Genomic DNA, 16003 nt, shown 5'->3' with positions numbered 1-16003 from the left:
CCTTGTTTGGATAGGGGAAACATTCAATACATAAGAAAGCCTGACAGATTATAAACCTGTCAGGCTTTCTTAATTTTAATAGAAATCTGCGTTAGGCCTTAGCCTCTGACGTTGATTTCTCGTCTTCAGAATCGTCGTCAGAGTCATTATCATTTGCAGCTTTTATTTCATCGTCACTGGTTTCTACATCGGTTGTTTCGTCGGTATCTGACCAGTCGAAGAGGAGCCCGTCACGAGACTTGTTCATCTTAATCTTGATTTGTGCTCCTTCCTCATGTTCAGCTTCCAGCAGCTCTTCAGCCAGCGGCTCCTCAACATATTTCTGGATAGCACGCTTGAGCGGTCGAGCCCCGTATTTCTGGTCAAATCCTTTATCACTTAAGAAGTCTTTGGCTCCTTTGGTGACTTCAACTTCGTAACCGAGATCATGGATACGCTTGAAGAGATCATCAGAGAGGATATCGATAATCTTAAAGATATCTTCTTTTTCAAGTGCACGGAACGTGATAACATCATCGATCCGGTTCAGGAATTCAGGGTTAAATACCTTTTTAAGAGCATCCTGAATGGTCGATTTCATCTTCTCGTAGTCGAAGCTCTTGGCTCCGTCTGAGAATCCGATACCTTCACCGAGACTACGAATATCCCGCGCCCCGATATTAGAGGTCATAATAATGATGGTATTTCTGAAATCAACTTTGCGTCCCAGGCTGTCCGTAAGAATTCCGTCATCAAGCACCTGGAGCAGAATATTAAAGACGTCGGGGTGGGCTTTTTCAATCTCATCCAAGAGAATCACGCTATAAGGTTTTCGACGTACTTTCTCTGTAAGTTGTCCCCCTTCTTCATATCCTACATATCCCGGAGGTGCACCAACCAGTCGGGAGACCGAGAATTTTTCCATGTACTCACTCATATCGATACGAATGAGTGCATCTTCTTTATCAAAGAGATACTGAGACAGAACTTTGGCCATTTCGGTTTTACCCACACCGGTCGGACCAAGAAAGATAAATGAACCGATTGGACGATTAGGGTCTTTAAGTCCGGCACGGGTACGTTTGATGGCTTTCGTAAGTTTAACAATCGCTTCGTTTTGACCAATTACCTGCTTTGAAAGTTCTTCTTTCATCTTAACCAGCTTCTTGCTTTCGCTCTGGTTAATCTTGCTTACAGGTACGCCGCTCATCATCCCAACAACGTGGGCTACGTCTTCTTCTTCTACATCGTAGACTATTTCTTCAGATTCTTTTTCCCATTCCTTTTGGGCCTGCTCGAGTTCTTCAGTGAGACGCTTTTCTTTATCGCGCAGACGGGCAGCTTCTTCAAAGCGCTGCTTTTTGACCATACCGTTTTTCTCATTGCTGGTTTTCTCAATTTCTTCTTCCAAGTCAATGATATGCTGTGGCACGTGAATATTAGACAAGTGCACGCGGGCCCCGGCTTCGTCAAGGGCGTCAATAGCTTTGTCGGGCAAAAAGTGATCCGTCACATACCGGTCGGTAAGTTTTACACAGGCTTCAATCGCTTCTTCAGAATAATGAACACTGTGATGCTCTTCGTACTTATCCTTAATTTGAGATAGAATTTCAGTGGTCTCTTCCGGAGTAGTAGGATCGACCATGATCTTTTGGAAGCGGCGTTCAAGAGCGCCGTCTTTTTCGATATGCTGGCGATATTCATTAAGCGTGGTTGCTCCTATCGCCTGAACTTCACCGCGTGCAAGAGCGGGTTTTAACATATTTGAAGCATCGAGTGAGCCGCTTGCCCCACCAGCTCCCACAATAGTGTGGAGCTCATCAATAAATAGAATAACGTTCTGTGTTTTCTCAAGCTCACCCATTACGGCTTTGATACGTTCTTCAAATTGGCCGCGATATTTTGTGCCGGCAACTAAAGCGGCAAGGTCTAATGCAACAACCCGCTTGTCATAAAGCACGCGCGATACCTTGCGTTCATTAATACGCGTAGCCAATCCTTCGGCAATAGCAGTTTTACCCACGCCGGGTTCACCGATAAGAACCGGATTGTTTTTCTTACGGCGACTTAAGACTTGAGCAACGCGTTCAATTTCCTTTTCTCGACCGATAATAGGGTCGAGCTTATCGTCTTCGGCCAGCTGCGTTAAATCACGACCAAAATTATCGAGTACAGGTGTTTTAGATTTTTCCATTTTCTTTTCTCTTGAGCTTCCGGAGGATTTAGAACCGCCTCCTCCTTTTGAGGATGATAAACTTGCTGATACAGAACCGGAATCTTTGCGATCTTCATCAGAGGATTTTCCTGAGATAATTAGATCTAACTCTTCGCGCACTGCATCGTATGATACATTAAACTGCTGAAGGATTTGGGCAGCAATATTCTCATCATCACGCAAAAGTGACAACAAAAGATGTTCTGTTCCGATGGTATCACTTTTATATAATTTAGCTTCCAGATAGGTAATGCGCAGTACTTTTTCGGCTTGTTTAGTTAGGGGGATATTACCCACTTTTACAGAGCCGCCGGTACCACGAACGGTATCTTCAACAGTCTTTTTTAGTTTGAAAAGATCACAATTCAGATTTTTCAAAATTTTAACCGCTACTCCTTCGCCAAGGCGAACGATACCCAGAATTAAATGTTCCGTTCCAATATAATCGTGGCCGAGACGAAGTGCTTCTTCGCGGCTAAACTGTATTACATCTCGAACTTTGCTAGAGAAATTGCCCTCCATAAAAATCGAACCTTCAAATTGTTTTAAGTTATTTGTCATTCGTTTTAACGAGTGACCAGAATATTTAGTTCATATTCTTTTACGAAAGTAGTACTGGCATAGTGCAAAAGCAAACAAAATCAGCTATCAGACAATTTAAAATTTTATAAAAAGCCATGAGATTAAATATCCCAAAACTTTTTTTATAGCTTCTTGAAAGCCATACAGGTAGCAGAGGTAGCCATTGTTAATATAACTGAAGATATTGTGGCATCCCACTTATGAAATTCGTTAGCGCAAAGGTTTATTAAAAGTATTTACCTCAATCGCTTGTTCATAAAATATGAAGAAGGGAACTTGATTTCTAATTATTTAAAAATTAGAAAAGTGGGGTGCCGGTCATTTCTTTGGGCTGTTCAATTCCTATAAGTTTTAGAAGGGTAGGAGCGACATCAGCCAGAATACCATCTTTCATATTAATATCTGGCTCGTTAAGAATAAGTGCGGGAACCGGGGCCGAAGTATGAGCCGTATGGGGACTTCCATCCTCATTAATTAGATAATCGGCATTACCGTGATCGGCAATAACAAGAATTTTATAATTATGTTCGGTTGCGGTTTTAACCACTTTTTTAAGTTGCTGATCTATTGTTTCAACGGCCTTGATGGTTGCGTCCATATCACCGGTATGTCCCACCATATCGGGATTGGCATAATTTAGGATCCCCAGGTGATGCTTTTCGGTGATTAACTGAGCACACAAAGCATCCGTTACTTCGACGGCACTCATTTCGGGTTGCAGGTCGTAGGTAGCAACTTTGGGACTCGGTATTAAAATTCGTTCTTCTCCTTTGAAAGGTTCTTCATCCCCACCATTGAAAAAGTAAGTTACGTGCGGATATTTTTCTGTTTCAGCAATGCGTAGTTGTTGTAGGTTGTGATTGCTGACAACCTCACCGATGGTATTGTGCAGATCCAACGGGGGATAAGCTACTTCTACATGCTCGAACGTATCATCATAGGAAGTAAACGTGACATAATGGAGATTCAGGTTCTCTTCGACATCACATTTATCGAAGTTATCCTCTGTTAGTGCTCGTGTGATTTGGCGTGCCCGGTCGCCCCGGATGTTGTAAAAGATGATAACATCGTCCTTCTGGATGCGAGAATCGGGAGATGAATTTATAAGCTTTGGTTTGACAAACTCGTCAGTCACCTCAGCATCATACGATGCTTCAAGTGCTTCAACAGGAGTATCAAACTCTTCACCTTTGCCGCGTACCAAAAGGTCGTAGGCAAGCTGTGTTCGTTCCCACCGGTTATCCCGGTCCATCGCGTAATACCTGCCAATAATAGAGGCAATTTCTCCGGATCCTGTAGAGTTGGCCTGCTGCTGAAATTCTTTTACGTAGTCAATACCGCCATGCGGGGAGGTATCTCGTCCGTCTGTAAAAGCATGCACATAGGTATTATCAATACCTGCAGACTGGGCAAATTTCAGTAAGGCAAAGAGATGCTCATTATGACTGTGTACCCCGCCATCAGAAAAAAGGCCCATAATATGAACGCGGCCATTTTTCTTTGCTTTCTCAAAGGCCGTTGTTAGGACGTTATTTTCAAAAAGGCTGCCATCCTTAATAGATGTATTGACCCGGGTTAATTCCTGAGGCACAATTCGCCCAGCACCAATATTAAGGTGTCCAACTTCAGAATTCCCAAACTGTCCGTCGGGCAGGCCAACATCTTTTCCACTGGCCGATAGCTTAGAATGGGAATTGTTAGCAAACAGGGAATCAATAAACGGCTTATGCGCTTTGTCGATTGCGCTTACTTCGGGATTATCGGCTAACCCGAAGCCGTCTAAAATTACAAGAAGTGCTTTAGAATAGGGGTCAGCCAATATACTTTACGTTTTATAAACTGTTAACGTGATCAGCTATCTTAGATTTTTTTCGTGCTGCAAAATTTTTGTGAATCAAATCTTTGGCAGCCATCTTATCAAGACATGAGCTGGCTTTTTTAAATGCTTTTTCTGCTTCTTCCTTGTCAGTAGTTTCAAGCGCGTTATTAATTAAGGTCTTCATTTTAGAACGCTTGGATTGATTTCGGACACGACGCTTTTCGTTTTGTCGTACTCGTTTTTTCGCTGATTGATGTTGTGGCATGATTTCTAAGAGTTTCTTATCAGTTCTGGAAATTAATTTGTATTTTCTGCGCCAATTCAGAAAGACGTCAAAGTTAAAATTTCTGGAAGTGTTAAACAAGAAATCATTGAAAAATTAGTAAAATAAAGGTAAGTTAGGAGACTTTCGTTTATGATCATAGTAATTGATGGTCCGGCTGGTTCGGGCAAAAGTTCAACCGCCCGGGCAATAGCCGACAGATTGGATATCGAATATCTCGATTCCGGAGCATTATATAGAACGGCTACCTTGATTTATTTGGAAGCGAATCGGGATGAGGATACGTTCTTTCGTTTATTGAATCAGAAAAAGATCTCGTTTTACTACGAAGACCAGAAATTTCACGTAGCGGTGGACGGGCAGTCGGTTACGGATGAAATACGAACTGCTGAAGTTACTGGTGCCGTGAGTGAGGTTGCAGCATTACCTCGCGTTCGGTCTTTTGTGAATAATTTAATGCGTGACGTCGTTTTGGATGGTATTTATGTTGCAGAAGGACGCGATTTGGGTACGGCGGTTTTTCCTGATGCAGAGCTGAAGTTTTTTATGTCTGCGGATTTGGAAGAGCGGGCAAAACGTCGGTTCAAAGAGCGAAAGGACCAAAATCCCGAATTAACGTTAAAAGAAGTGAAACAAAATATTGCTGAGCGAGATTTAAAAGATTCTAAACGTCAGGCTGATCCGCTAAAGAAAGCGGATGAAGCTATTGAAATTGATACAACGAACTTAACATTCGAACAACAAGTTGATAAAATTTGTTCGAAGATAAGAGAAGTACTAAAAAACTGAATAAGATTTTTAATCATAACCTTAATCTAATCCCATTCCGTAAAAATGGAATGCGGTAATTTTAACTAAAACTAATAATGACCGAAGAAGTAAAAGAAGAAAAAACTAACGAAAAAAAAGAGCAGGATACGGCTACCGAAGAGGTAACTGAAGAAACTGCAGTCGAAACTACTACTGATGAAGAAGTACGAGTTGAACCGGAAGAAGAGGAAGTAGCAGTATTTTCTGGTGATGTAGACGAAGAAGATAAAACATACACCTATGATCAGCTGCAGGCCCAGTCGGAAGATTATACCGATGAGGAGTTTAATGAGCTTGCAGGTATGTACGAAGATACGCTCAACGAAATTGAAGAAAAAGAGATTGTAACAGGGCGTGTTGTTTCTGTTGATGAAGATTATGTTGTCGTTGACATCGGATTTAAATCCGAAGGGATGGTGCAAACCAATGAATTCCCTGATGAGGTAGTTGAAAACCTTCAGCCTGGTGATGAAGTTGATGTATTCTTAGATAAAGTTGAAGATCAGGAAGGGCAGTTAATTCTTTCTCGTCGCAAGGCTGATATCTTACATGCCTGGGAGACTATTGAGCGTGCTGCTGAGACCGGCGAAATTGTTGAAGGTAAGATCCAACGTCGTATTAAAGGTGGTATGGTTGCTGATATTATGGGCATCGATGCATTTCTGCCCGGATCGCAAATTGATGTTCGTCCTGTACGCGACTTTGACGCCTATGTTGGCAAGACGATGGAGTTTCAGGTTGTTAAGTTGAACATGTCGGCCGAAAACGTCGTTGTCTCTCACCGTGCACTTATCGAGTCTGATCTCGAAGAGCAGCGCGAAGAAATTCTCGAAACGATTGAAGAAGGTCAGGTACTTCAAGGTATCGTTAAAAATATTACCGATTTCGGTGTCTTTATCGATCTCGGCGGTGTTGACGGTCTGCTCCATATTACCGATCTGTCTTGGGGACGTGTTGATCATCCCGAGGAAATTGTTTCGCTCGACCAGCAACTTAATGTTGCGGTTATCGACTTTGATGAGGAAACAAAACGTGTTTCTCTTGGACTCAAGCAACTGCAACCACATCCATGGGAGGAAATCGACCTTAAGTATCCTGAAAATATTCAGGTTCAGGGTCGAGTTGTTTCTATCGCTGATTACGGTGCCTTTATTGAGCTCGAAAAAGGTGTTGAAGGGCTTATCCACATTAGTGAAATGTCCTGGACACAGCATATCAAGCACCCATCGCAGTTGGTCAGCAAGGATGACATCATTGACTGTGTAGTGCTGAATGTGAACGAGCCCGAGAAGAAGATTTCACTCGGTGTCAAACAGCTCGAGAAAGATCCTTGGGAAGATATCGACGAGCGTTATCCTGTCGGATCCAAGCACAAGGGAACAGTTCGCAACCTCACCAACTTTGGTGTGTTTGTTGAGCTCGAGCCCGGCATTGACGGTCTCATCCACATTTCTGACTTGAGTTGGACCGAGAAGATTAACCATCCTAATGAGGTTATCGATAAGGATGAAGAGATCGAAGTTGTTATTCTGGCGATTGACTTTGAAAATCGTCGCATTACGCTCGGTCACAAGCAAATTGAAGAGAATCCATGGGAGAAATTCGCTGAAGAGTACAGCGGCACAAATCAAGTTGAAGGTGAAGTCTTTAAGATCACCGACAAAGGAGTATTTGTAAAACTTCCACATGATCTCGAAGGATTCATTCCTGCAAGTAAAACAGAAGCTGAGGAAGAGCCCGAAGAAAACTTTGAAGAGGGCGATACCGTTGAGGCTTATGTAATTGAGCTGGATGAAACCAACAAAAACATTACGCTAAGTCAGCGTGAGAAAGATGTTAAGGAATCCAAATCAGCTAAGTCTAAGAAGAGTCGAGGCAAGAAAGAACAAGAAGGGCCGGCGCCACAAACCGGTACACCTACATTAGGTGAGATGTCTGGCCTTGCCGACCTCAAGAAAGAGATGGCTGATAAAGAGAAAGCAGCTCGTAACCTCCAGAATAAAGCCGAAGAGGTCGAAGAGGAGGAAGACAATGCTGATGAGGAAGAGTAATTCTTAACTCTTTTTCTTTACTGAATTAAAAAAGGCTCGGAGTGAATAACTCTGAGCCTTTTCTTTTTGGTACCAATTAATATTTGGAAGAAGGGTGGGGGATTTATCTTCTATTCTTCTTCCTCCTTTTTATAAAAGAAAACTACATTCTTGTCAGGATGTTTGCTGCTCTTGATGTTCTCACCGGCATCTCTGTTATAGCCGTAAACAACATTGCGCATCGAATTTAGCTCCTTTTCATCTTCAAAAGATACTTCGAGGGCTTTGCCCCCGGATTCCAGCTTTTTAACGGCATCGAGCAGGGGCTTATATTTTGAGGAGCTTTTTTTAGAATTTTTTATATCTGTTCTGGAGACAAAATTAATGTCCATATAAGAAGTTTTAGTGAGATGTTATTACAAATAAATAAAGCCCTTAAAAGAGTATCAAATTATTAGGATATCATTAAGGTACTTGAACTGTTGAGAGAATTTTGTCAACCAGATCTTCGGAGGTGATATTTTCAGCTTCAGCCTCAAAGGTTGGTATTATTCGATGACGAAGCACATCCATGGCAATTGTTCGAACATCCTCGGGAGTAACATAGGCGCGATGCTGCATAAAGGCATGAGCTCTTGCTGCCAGGTTTAGGTTAATAGAAGCCCGGGGTGAAGCTCCGAAATTGATGAGCTCCGAAAGGTCTTTCAGATTGTATTTTTCTGGATTTCGGGTGGCAAAGACGAGGTCAATAATATATTTCTCAACTTTTTCATCTACATAAATGTCATTAATAACCTCTCGTGCTTCCAAAACCTTTTTGGTATTGATCACTGGTTTTAACTCTTCAGCAGCTCCTGTCTTGGCCATCCGGCGCATAATTTCTAATTCTTCCTGCTCAGTAGGATAATCGATTTTAATTTTCATCATAAAACGATCTACCTGAGCCTCGGGCAGGGGATAGGTACCTTCTTGCTCAACAGGGTTTTGTGTTGCCAATGCCAAGAAAGGATCATCAAGCGGATAGGTTTCTTCACCAATAGTTACCTGTTGTTCCTGCATGGCCTCGAGCAGAGCACTCTGTACTTTGGCCGGGGATCGGTTGATTTCATCAGCCAAGATAATGTTCGCAAAGATAGGCCCTTTTTTGACCGTGAACTCTGCTTCTTTTTGATTGTAAATTAAGGTACCGACTAAGTCGGCCGGCAGTAAGTCGGGGGTAAATTGCAGCCGCTGAAATTTTGTGTCTATTACTTTTGCGAGAGAGGAAACTGTAAGTGTCTTGGCAAGTCCTGGTACACCTTCCAGTAGTACGTGTCCGTCAGCTAAGAGGCCGATAAGCAGTCGATCAATCATATAGCGCTGACCAACTATGACTTTATTTAACTCGGAATAAATATCATCGATAAAAGCACTGGCCTGTTCAATTTTAGCACCCAGCTTTTCCATATCTACTGAATCTGCTGACGTTGAAGTGTTACCCATAGTAGGAAATTTATTGTTGATTAAGGTTCTAATCTGTGTATGCCCCTAAGAGGCTGAAGTTAAAAAAAGAACAAAGTTAATAAATGGAAATTATAGATTCTTTTCTATTTCCTTGTATGATTAGTTTCGTAACTTCAGATAACAATGTGGCAAAGGTTTTATTTTGATTGAATATAAAACCTTTCGGAAGAAGTGAATTTCTTCAATTTTAGTTGATGAGGTTTTTAAATTTATCTACCTTTGAAGCCACAAAAATAAACAGATCAATATGATAACTTATATCTTCGTTTTCTTAGCTGTTTTAGCCGTTGCGTCAGCGTTGGCAATGGTGATTAGCAAAAACACGGTGAACAGTGCATTATTTCTGGTATTAAATATGGTGTCCTTAGCAGGATTGTTTCTGTTATTGAAGGCACAATTTTTGGCTGTTATTCAGATTTTAGTTTACGCCGGCGCCATAATGGTGCTATTTTTGTTTGTCATTATGTTACTGAATGTAGAAGATGAAGAAAGTCTGTTTAGTAGATTTCGAGTTAAATACTTTGTGGCATTTTTAGTGGGTATAGCTGTTTTTTCACAGCTTTTATATAGCATTGGCAGTTTTTCAGAAATGTTGCCAGAGGTCGCACCGGAAATGACTGAAGCAGGAACTGTTGAGGCCGTCGGGGAAGTGCTTTACTCACAATATTTACTCCCTTTCCATATTATTGCTTTGCTTTTGACCGCTGCCGTGAATGGAGCGCTTATGATAGCACAACATAAAATTAAACCCGGAGCATCAAATGATTAGTATAGATTGGTTTTTAGCGCTTAGTGCACTTCTTTTTTGTGTAGGTATGATTGGTGTCTTAGTTCGTAAAAATGCTATTGTTATTTTTATGTGCGTTGAGCTCATGCTTAATGCAGTGAATCTATCGTTGGTTTCGTTTAGTAGCCATTATGGTAATGTCGACGGACAGATACTGGTATTTTTTGCTTTGGCCGTAGCGGCAGCAGAGGCTGTAGTTGGGTTAGCGATTATTATTGCCATCTTTCGAAATAACCTCTCCGTTGATATTAACAATGTGAATCTGATGCGCTGGTAAGTGAATTGGGGTTTATAGTTTTTAAAAGGCTCCCGGTTTTGGGAGCCTTTTCTATTTCTATAATGGGTCTAAACAGCAATAAATCTCTTTACCTTCACTTACTTTTTTGTATCTTTGCCACTTGTGAATTTACCCTTGTTAATGCATAGGGTGTTGGCTACATTTGGGCCGAAAAATGTATATGGATACAAATTTGAAAGATCATCTTTAATGGATTCTGCTACTACGCTTACAAGTCTGATTATTGCACTGCCACTGCTGGGGTTTCTCGTAAATGGCCTTCTTGGATTAAGCTCCAAATCTTTCCGCCAGCGAAAAGCTCTTATTGGTACGATTGCCAACCTAACGGTCTTTATTCCATTTGCCATAGCAGTGTACTTTTTTATAAATATGGGGCAGGATTCAGCGCCCATTTTTGTAGAGCTCTTTACCTGGATTGAGGTAGGAAGCTTTAGTGTAGATATTGCTTACCAGCTTGATCAGCTGTCAATACTGATGACACTCGTTGTTACCGGTGTTGGGTTTTTGATCCATATGTACTCGGTTGGATATATGTGGGAGGATGAAGGCTACTGGAAGTTTTTTGCCTACCTGAACCTCTTTATTTTTGCAATGCTCAATTTGGTAATGGCGGATAACCTGTTACTTCTTTTCCTCGGATGGGAGGGGGTAGGACTCTGTTCATATTTATTGATTGGCTTCTGGTATACTGATATGGCCAACTCTGCCGCAGGCAGCAAGGCATTTTGGTATAATCGCGTTGGTGATTTTGCATTTCTGGTAGCCATGTTCTTGACCTTCCAGCATGTGGGCAGCTTAGATTTTGATATAATCCTATCGAGCCTTGAGGCTATACCCGCCGACGATAAATTTTGGATTGCTTTTTTGATGTTTATTGGAGCAACGGGTAAAAGTGCTCAAATTCCGCTTTTTGTTTGGCTGCCCGATGCGATGGCCGGCCCCACTTCGGTATCAGCATTGATTCACGCGGCGACGATGGTTACTTCTGGTATTTATTTGATTTCACGAATGTCCGCAATGTTTGTGATGTCTCCGGAAGTGATGATGATCATTGCTGTAATTGGAGCTCTTACGGCTATTGTTGCAGCAACGATTGCCCTTACGCAAAATGATATTAAACGCGTATTGGCTTATTCAACGGTATCCCAGCTCGGATATATGTTTTTGGCGCTGGGATCCGGAGCGTTTACAGCGGCCATGTTCCACGTGGTAACTCACGCTTTTTTCAAGGCACTGCTTTTCCTCGGTTCCGGTTCGGTGATTCATGCTATGGAACATGTTGAGCACGGACTTCACGAAGAGGGTAAGGACGTCCACTTTGATCCGCAGGATATGCGTTTTATGGGCGGCCTTAAAGAGTATATGCCCTCGACTTATAAGACATTTTTGATTGCCACTATTGCTATTGCCGGAATTCCTCCACTGGCCGGATTTTTCTCGAAGGATGAAATTTTAGCGTTCACTTTTAATGCCGGATTTGCCGGTTTTGCAGAGCCACTGTATATGGTTCTTTGGGGCGTGGGAATTGTCACGGCCTTCTTAACAGCATTTTATATGTTCCGCCTCACATTCGGAACGTTTAACGGTGAGTTTAAGCTTCCTGAGAAAATAAGTGAAGCAGCGGGAGCCGAAAAACATCTGCATGAAAGTCCGAAAAGTATGACGATTCCACTTTGGACGCTTGGCGGCCTATCGGTTGTCGGTGGATTTTTGGGCGTGCCCAACTTCTTATTGTCAACCTTTACGCATCAGGAGGAGCACATTAATCTTCTTCATAATTGGCTCTATAACGTCACGGCAGATTATGAGCTTGGATTGTCGCATTCGGTAGAGTGGATTCTTATGACCGTATCAATTTTTGTTGCTGTTGGAGGCGTTTATACCGCATACAGAATGTATGGAAGTGGTGCGACCGAAGAATCTGATGCCAAGCTTGCCGACCGCTTTGGAGTGTTCTACGAAACATGGAAAGAAAAATATAGTCTTGATGAATTTTACGAAGGCCTTGTTGTCCATCCTATCGTTAGATGGTCAGACAAAGGCTTAGCAAAGTTTGATATGAAGATTGTGGATGGAGTTGTTAATACTGTTGGCGGTGTCGTCAGGCTGTTTGGAAGTGTTTTTCGATATGTCCAGACGGGTGTCACCAGCAGTTATGCATTGGCACTGGTGTTAGGTGTTATTCTTGTATTAAGCATGTTGATCCTGTAAAAAAGAACTGATAATGGAGTTACTGCTAAATTTAGTTATTTATTTACCCCTTTTAGGAATTGCCGGAATTCTTGCTCTCCGGAATGATAAAGCTACAAAGTGGATAAGTCTTGTTGCCACATCAGCAACATTTTTACTGTCGTTGCCGCTGCTTTTTAGTTTTGATATAGCCAATTCTGGTGCGGTTCAATACCTGACGGAAGGGAGCAATATTATGACCGGTCTTGACATCAAGTATCTGATTGGTCTTGACGGTCTAAGCCTGTTGCTTTTTATGCTTACCACGCTAATGGGACCTATTGTGATTCTGTCCTCGTGGGATTCCATTAAAAAACATTTGGCAGGATACTATTCGATGCTGCTGTTGTTGCAAACAGCTTCGATGGGAGTGTTTGCTTCATTAGATTTAATCGTGTTTTACGTTTTCTTTGAGCTCTCATTAATCCCGATGTATTTTCTTATCGGTATCTGGGGCGGCAAGAATCGGATCCATGCAACGGTCAAGTTTTTCGTCTATACGTTAGTAGGCTCACTTATTATGTTAGTGGGATTAATTTATACAGGATACGATGCGGGAGCCGCAATTGAAGGATATAAGTTTACCACTGATTGGCGATTTTTATCCGGAGATGGCTATCATATAGGTTTAGTAGAACAGACCTATCTGTTTTTATCATTTGCGTTAGCATTCTGTATCAAAGTGCCGTTGTTTCCGTTTCATACGTGGTTGCCGTATGCACACACCGAGGCACCAACAGCAGGTTCGGTTGTACTTGCAGCTATTATGTTGAAGATGGGAACCTATGGATTGCTCCGAATTTGCTTGCCGCTTTTCCCCAATGCGTTTGTAGAATTTGCGCCTTACCTGGCAACATTAGCAGTAATTGGTATTATCTATGGTGCGCTCGTGGCAATGGTTCAGAAAGATGTAAAAAAGCTGGTGGCCTATTCATCGGTTAGTCACTTGGGTTTTGTGGTATTGGGCTTGTTTGCCTTTAACACGATCGCCGTACAGGGCGCGCTTATTCAGATGATTAACCACGGTCTTTCGACAGGTGCACTCTTTTTGATTGTAGGGATGATTTACGATCGCACCCATACTCGTGAGATTGAAGATTACGGCGGAATTGCTAAGGTTGTCCCTGTTTTTGCGGTCATGTTTATGATTGCAACGTTAGCCTCAATTGGCCTCCCGGGGTTAAATGGATTTATTGGTGAGTTTCTGATTCTAAACGGAACATTTAGTTCTGAAGTACTTCCGCAAAATGCGTTTGTAGTATTTGCTGCACTGGGTGTTATTTTAGCTGCAGTGTATATGTTGTGGATGTATCAGCGTGTAATGTTTGGGCCAATCAAACATGAAAAGAATAAAAAATTGGTTGACCTCAATGCGCGTGAAATTGGTCTTTTAGTTCCTCTGGTTATTTTTATGGTATGGATAGGAATCAGACCAACAGACTTTACTCAGTATTCTGAAGTTCAGGTACAAGAGTTGTTAGAATCGTCGAATGAAAAACGAGTAGCGATTCAGCAATCTGCAGATAGCGAGAAGTTACCTCAATGGGCTTCTAATTTGTACGATGTTACAGATGAATTAGCATCAAAAATGGAAAATCAATAGTGTTATGGCTAAACCACTTTCTGATGATCAAATAACCGATGAGCTTTCTGAACTATCTGGTTGGAGTCACAAAAACGATAAATTAACCAAAGAGTTTGGCTTTGATAATTTTAGGGATGCGATTGCATTTATCAATCGCATAGCATTTGAAGCTGAAGAACAGGTTCACCATCCCGAAATTTTTAATGTTTATAACACGGTTAACATTTCGTTGAGTACCCATGATGCCGGCGGAAAAGTAACCGAAAAGGATGTCAAACTCGCAAAAACTATTGAGTCACTGTTTAATAACTAAGTTGCATGGATTACCTACACGATATTAATGCTTTTTTACCCGGAGTCATTGTAGCACTTGCGGGGCTTGTTACCATTACAATCGATGCCTACAAAAATGATCACGGGTCTATATATGGCCTTACCGTCTTTTCCCTGCTGGCAGGACTTATATTGTCGGTTATGGATATGTTTGGTCCCGTGGGAGAAGCATTTACCGGGATGATAACATATGGAGGGGTATCGGCTTTTGGGAGTAGTGTGGTTTTATTTGGGGCACTGTTTTGCGTGTTGATATCCCGAGAATATTTAAGTGCTATAGATCACGAATACGGTGAAGTTTATTCCCTTCTTCTTATTGCCACTGCTGGCATGCTGGGGCTTGTTAGTGCCAACAACTTAATTATGATTTTCATTGGTATCGAAACGATGTCGATCTGTTTGTATGTGCTGGCAGGAATAATTAAGGGACAAAAAATCGGTGCAGAAGCTTCACTTAAATACTTTTTGCTGGGGGCTTTTTCGACCGGATTTTTACTGTATGGAATGGCGCTGTTGTATGGAGCAACAGGATCGCTATATCTTACTGAAATTGCCGAAGGGGCCAGCTCAGATTTGCTCTTTATAGCAGGGGCAGCATTACTGTTGGTTGGCTTTTTCTTTAAAGTTTCGGCTGTGCCGTTTCATATGTGGACGCCAGATGTTTATCAGGGGACACCAACAACGATCACTGCCTATATGGCCACGGCTTCAAAATCGGCAGCTTTTGTTGCTTTATTGATTGTTCTGTCCAAAATGATTCCCGCGGAAACGGCAAATTGGGCGGGAGTGATCGAGGTTATAGCCATTCTTACAATGGTTATGGGTAATCTGATAGCCATTGTTCAGGATAATATTAAGCGAATGCTTGCTTATTCAAGCATCGCCCATGCGGGATATTTATTAGTTGGATTAGCCGCTGGAACGCCGGAAGGATACAGTGCAGTGCTATTTTATCTGTTTGCCTATACCATCATGAATATTGGTGCTTTTGGAGTTGTAGCTTATTATGAACGTCAGCAAGGGTTAGATTTTACTGATATCAACAATTATGTCGGACTCGGCTTTAAGAAGCCTCTAATGGGAGTCTTGCTTTCATTTTTCTTATTCTCATTAGTTGGAATACCTCCCTTTGTAGGATTTGTAGGGAAATATTTAATCTTTGCCGCGGCAATTAATGCCGGTTATATAGCTTTGGCTGTAATTCTGGCGCTGGCAAGTGCAGCAAGTGTTTATTACTACTTGCGTCCGATGGTGTATATGTATTTCAAAGATCCCCATAAGGATGTTCCATTGGTTCGTTCTGGAATTGTATTCCGTTCTACACTGGTTGTTCTCGCCGCGTTGACGCTTTACTTCGGTATCGCTTTTGGGGATCTGCATAATTTGCTTTCCTCTTTTTATACTGCTGACTGGGTTACCCATTTAGTGGGACAGTAGGAAGGTATGTTTGTTTTTAGCCTCCTCTTATATCTTGCAATGAGTACGCCCAAAATATTATCCAATCATAGGTTGGAATTAAATGCAAAAAAGTCTATTTTTGCGTGCCTGCT

The 16003-nt window shown here is 41.9% G+C and carries 13 protein-coding genes; 8 read left to right on the top strand and 5 right to left on the bottom strand.

Annotation, left to right across the window (positions count from 1 at the left end; genetic code table 11):
• Positions 1-91 precede the first annotated feature (91 nt).
• The 3 genes from CK503_RS13305 to rpsT form a co-directional block, all read right to left on the bottom strand.
• Positions 92-2716: an ATP-dependent Clp protease ATP-binding subunit gene (locus CK503_RS13305; protein WP_095607378.1), complete on the bottom strand. Its 2625-nt coding sequence runs from the start codon at positions 2714-2716 to the stop codon at positions 92-94.
• A gap of 358 nt (positions 2717-3074) precedes the next feature.
• Positions 3075-4595, bottom strand: a complete 1521-nt coding sequence (gpmI, locus tag CK503_RS13300) for a 2,3-bisphosphoglycerate-independent phosphoglycerate mutase (RefSeq protein WP_095607322.1) — start codon at positions 4593-4595, stop codon at positions 3075-3077.
• Positions 4596-4608: 13 nt separating this feature from the next.
• Entirely contained in the window at positions 4609-4860 is a 252-nt protein-coding gene (rpsT, locus tag CK503_RS13295; protein WP_095607321.1) for a 30S ribosomal protein S20, read from the bottom strand.
• A 150-nt stretch (positions 4861-5010) separates the two neighbouring features.
• Here rpsT and cmk point away from each other — a divergent pair, with 150 nt between their 5' ends.
• Positions 5011-5667, top strand: coding sequence for a (d)CMP kinase (cmk, locus tag CK503_RS13290; protein WP_095607320.1), 657 nt, complete (start codon positions 5011-5013; stop codon positions 5665-5667).
• 77 nt (positions 5668-5744) lie between these two features.
• Positions 5745-7739, top strand: coding sequence for a 30S ribosomal protein S1 (rpsA, locus tag CK503_RS13285; RefSeq protein WP_095607319.1), 1995 nt, complete (start codon positions 5745-5747; stop codon positions 7737-7739).
• 110 nt (positions 7740-7849) lie between these two features.
• Here the strand turns inward: rpsA and CK503_RS13280 are convergent, their stop codons facing one another.
• Both CK503_RS13280 and CK503_RS13275 read right to left on the bottom strand, forming a co-directional pair.
• On the bottom strand, positions 7850-8110 hold the full coding sequence (locus CK503_RS13280) for a hypothetical protein (RefSeq protein WP_095607318.1): 261 nt from the start codon (positions 8108-8110) through the stop codon (positions 7850-7852).
• Between the two features lie 73 nt (positions 8111-8183).
• On the bottom strand, positions 8184-9200 hold the full coding sequence (locus tag CK503_RS13275) for an AAA family ATPase (RefSeq protein ID WP_095607317.1): 1017 nt from the start codon (positions 9198-9200) through the stop codon (positions 8184-8186).
• 268 nt (positions 9201-9468) lie between these two features.
• On the opposite strand from CK503_RS13275, the gene CK503_RS13270 reads away from it, so the two are divergent.
• The 6 genes from CK503_RS13270 to CK503_RS13245 all read left to right on the top strand — a co-directional run bounded on the left by CK503_RS13270 (position 9469) and on the right by CK503_RS13245 (position 15890).
• The gene (locus tag CK503_RS13270; RefSeq protein ID WP_095607316.1) at positions 9469-9990 is read left to right on the top strand and encodes an NADH-quinone oxidoreductase subunit J family protein; all 522 of its coding nucleotides are present in this window, start codon (positions 9469-9471) and stop codon (positions 9988-9990) included.
• Positions 9983-10285, top strand: a complete 303-nt coding sequence (nuoK, locus tag CK503_RS13265) for an NADH-quinone oxidoreductase subunit NuoK (protein WP_095607315.1) — start codon at positions 9983-9985, stop codon at positions 10283-10285. Before CK503_RS13270 ends, nuoK begins: the two co-directional genes overlap by 8 nt.
• 210 nt (positions 10286-10495) lie before the next feature.
• On the top strand, positions 10496-12517 hold the full coding sequence (nuoL, locus tag CK503_RS13260; RefSeq protein WP_095607314.1) for an NADH-quinone oxidoreductase subunit L: 2022 nt from the start codon (positions 10496-10498) through the stop codon (positions 12515-12517).
• Between the two features lie 13 nt (positions 12518-12530).
• Entirely contained in the window at positions 12531-14138 is a 1608-nt protein-coding gene (locus CK503_RS13255; RefSeq protein WP_095607313.1) for a complex I subunit 4 family protein, read from the top strand.
• Positions 14139-14142: 4 nt separating this feature from the next.
• Positions 14143-14433: a 4a-hydroxytetrahydrobiopterin dehydratase gene (locus CK503_RS13250; RefSeq protein WP_095607312.1), complete on the top strand. Its 291-nt coding sequence runs from the start codon at positions 14143-14145 to the stop codon at positions 14431-14433.
• A gap of 5 nt (positions 14434-14438) precedes the next feature.
• Entirely contained in the window at positions 14439-15890 is a 1452-nt protein-coding gene (locus CK503_RS13245) for an NADH-quinone oxidoreductase subunit N (RefSeq protein WP_095607311.1), read from the top strand.
• Positions 15891-16003 lie beyond the last annotated feature (113 nt).

This window comes from Fodinibius salipaludis, assembly GCF_002287075.1.
In the GTDB taxonomy this organism is placed as follows: domain Bacteria; phylum Bacteroidota; class Rhodothermia; order Balneolales; family Balneolaceae; genus Fodinibius; species Fodinibius salipaludis.
Note: the sequence above shows the minus strand (reverse complement) of the source record. Positions and strands in the feature narration are given on the sequence as shown.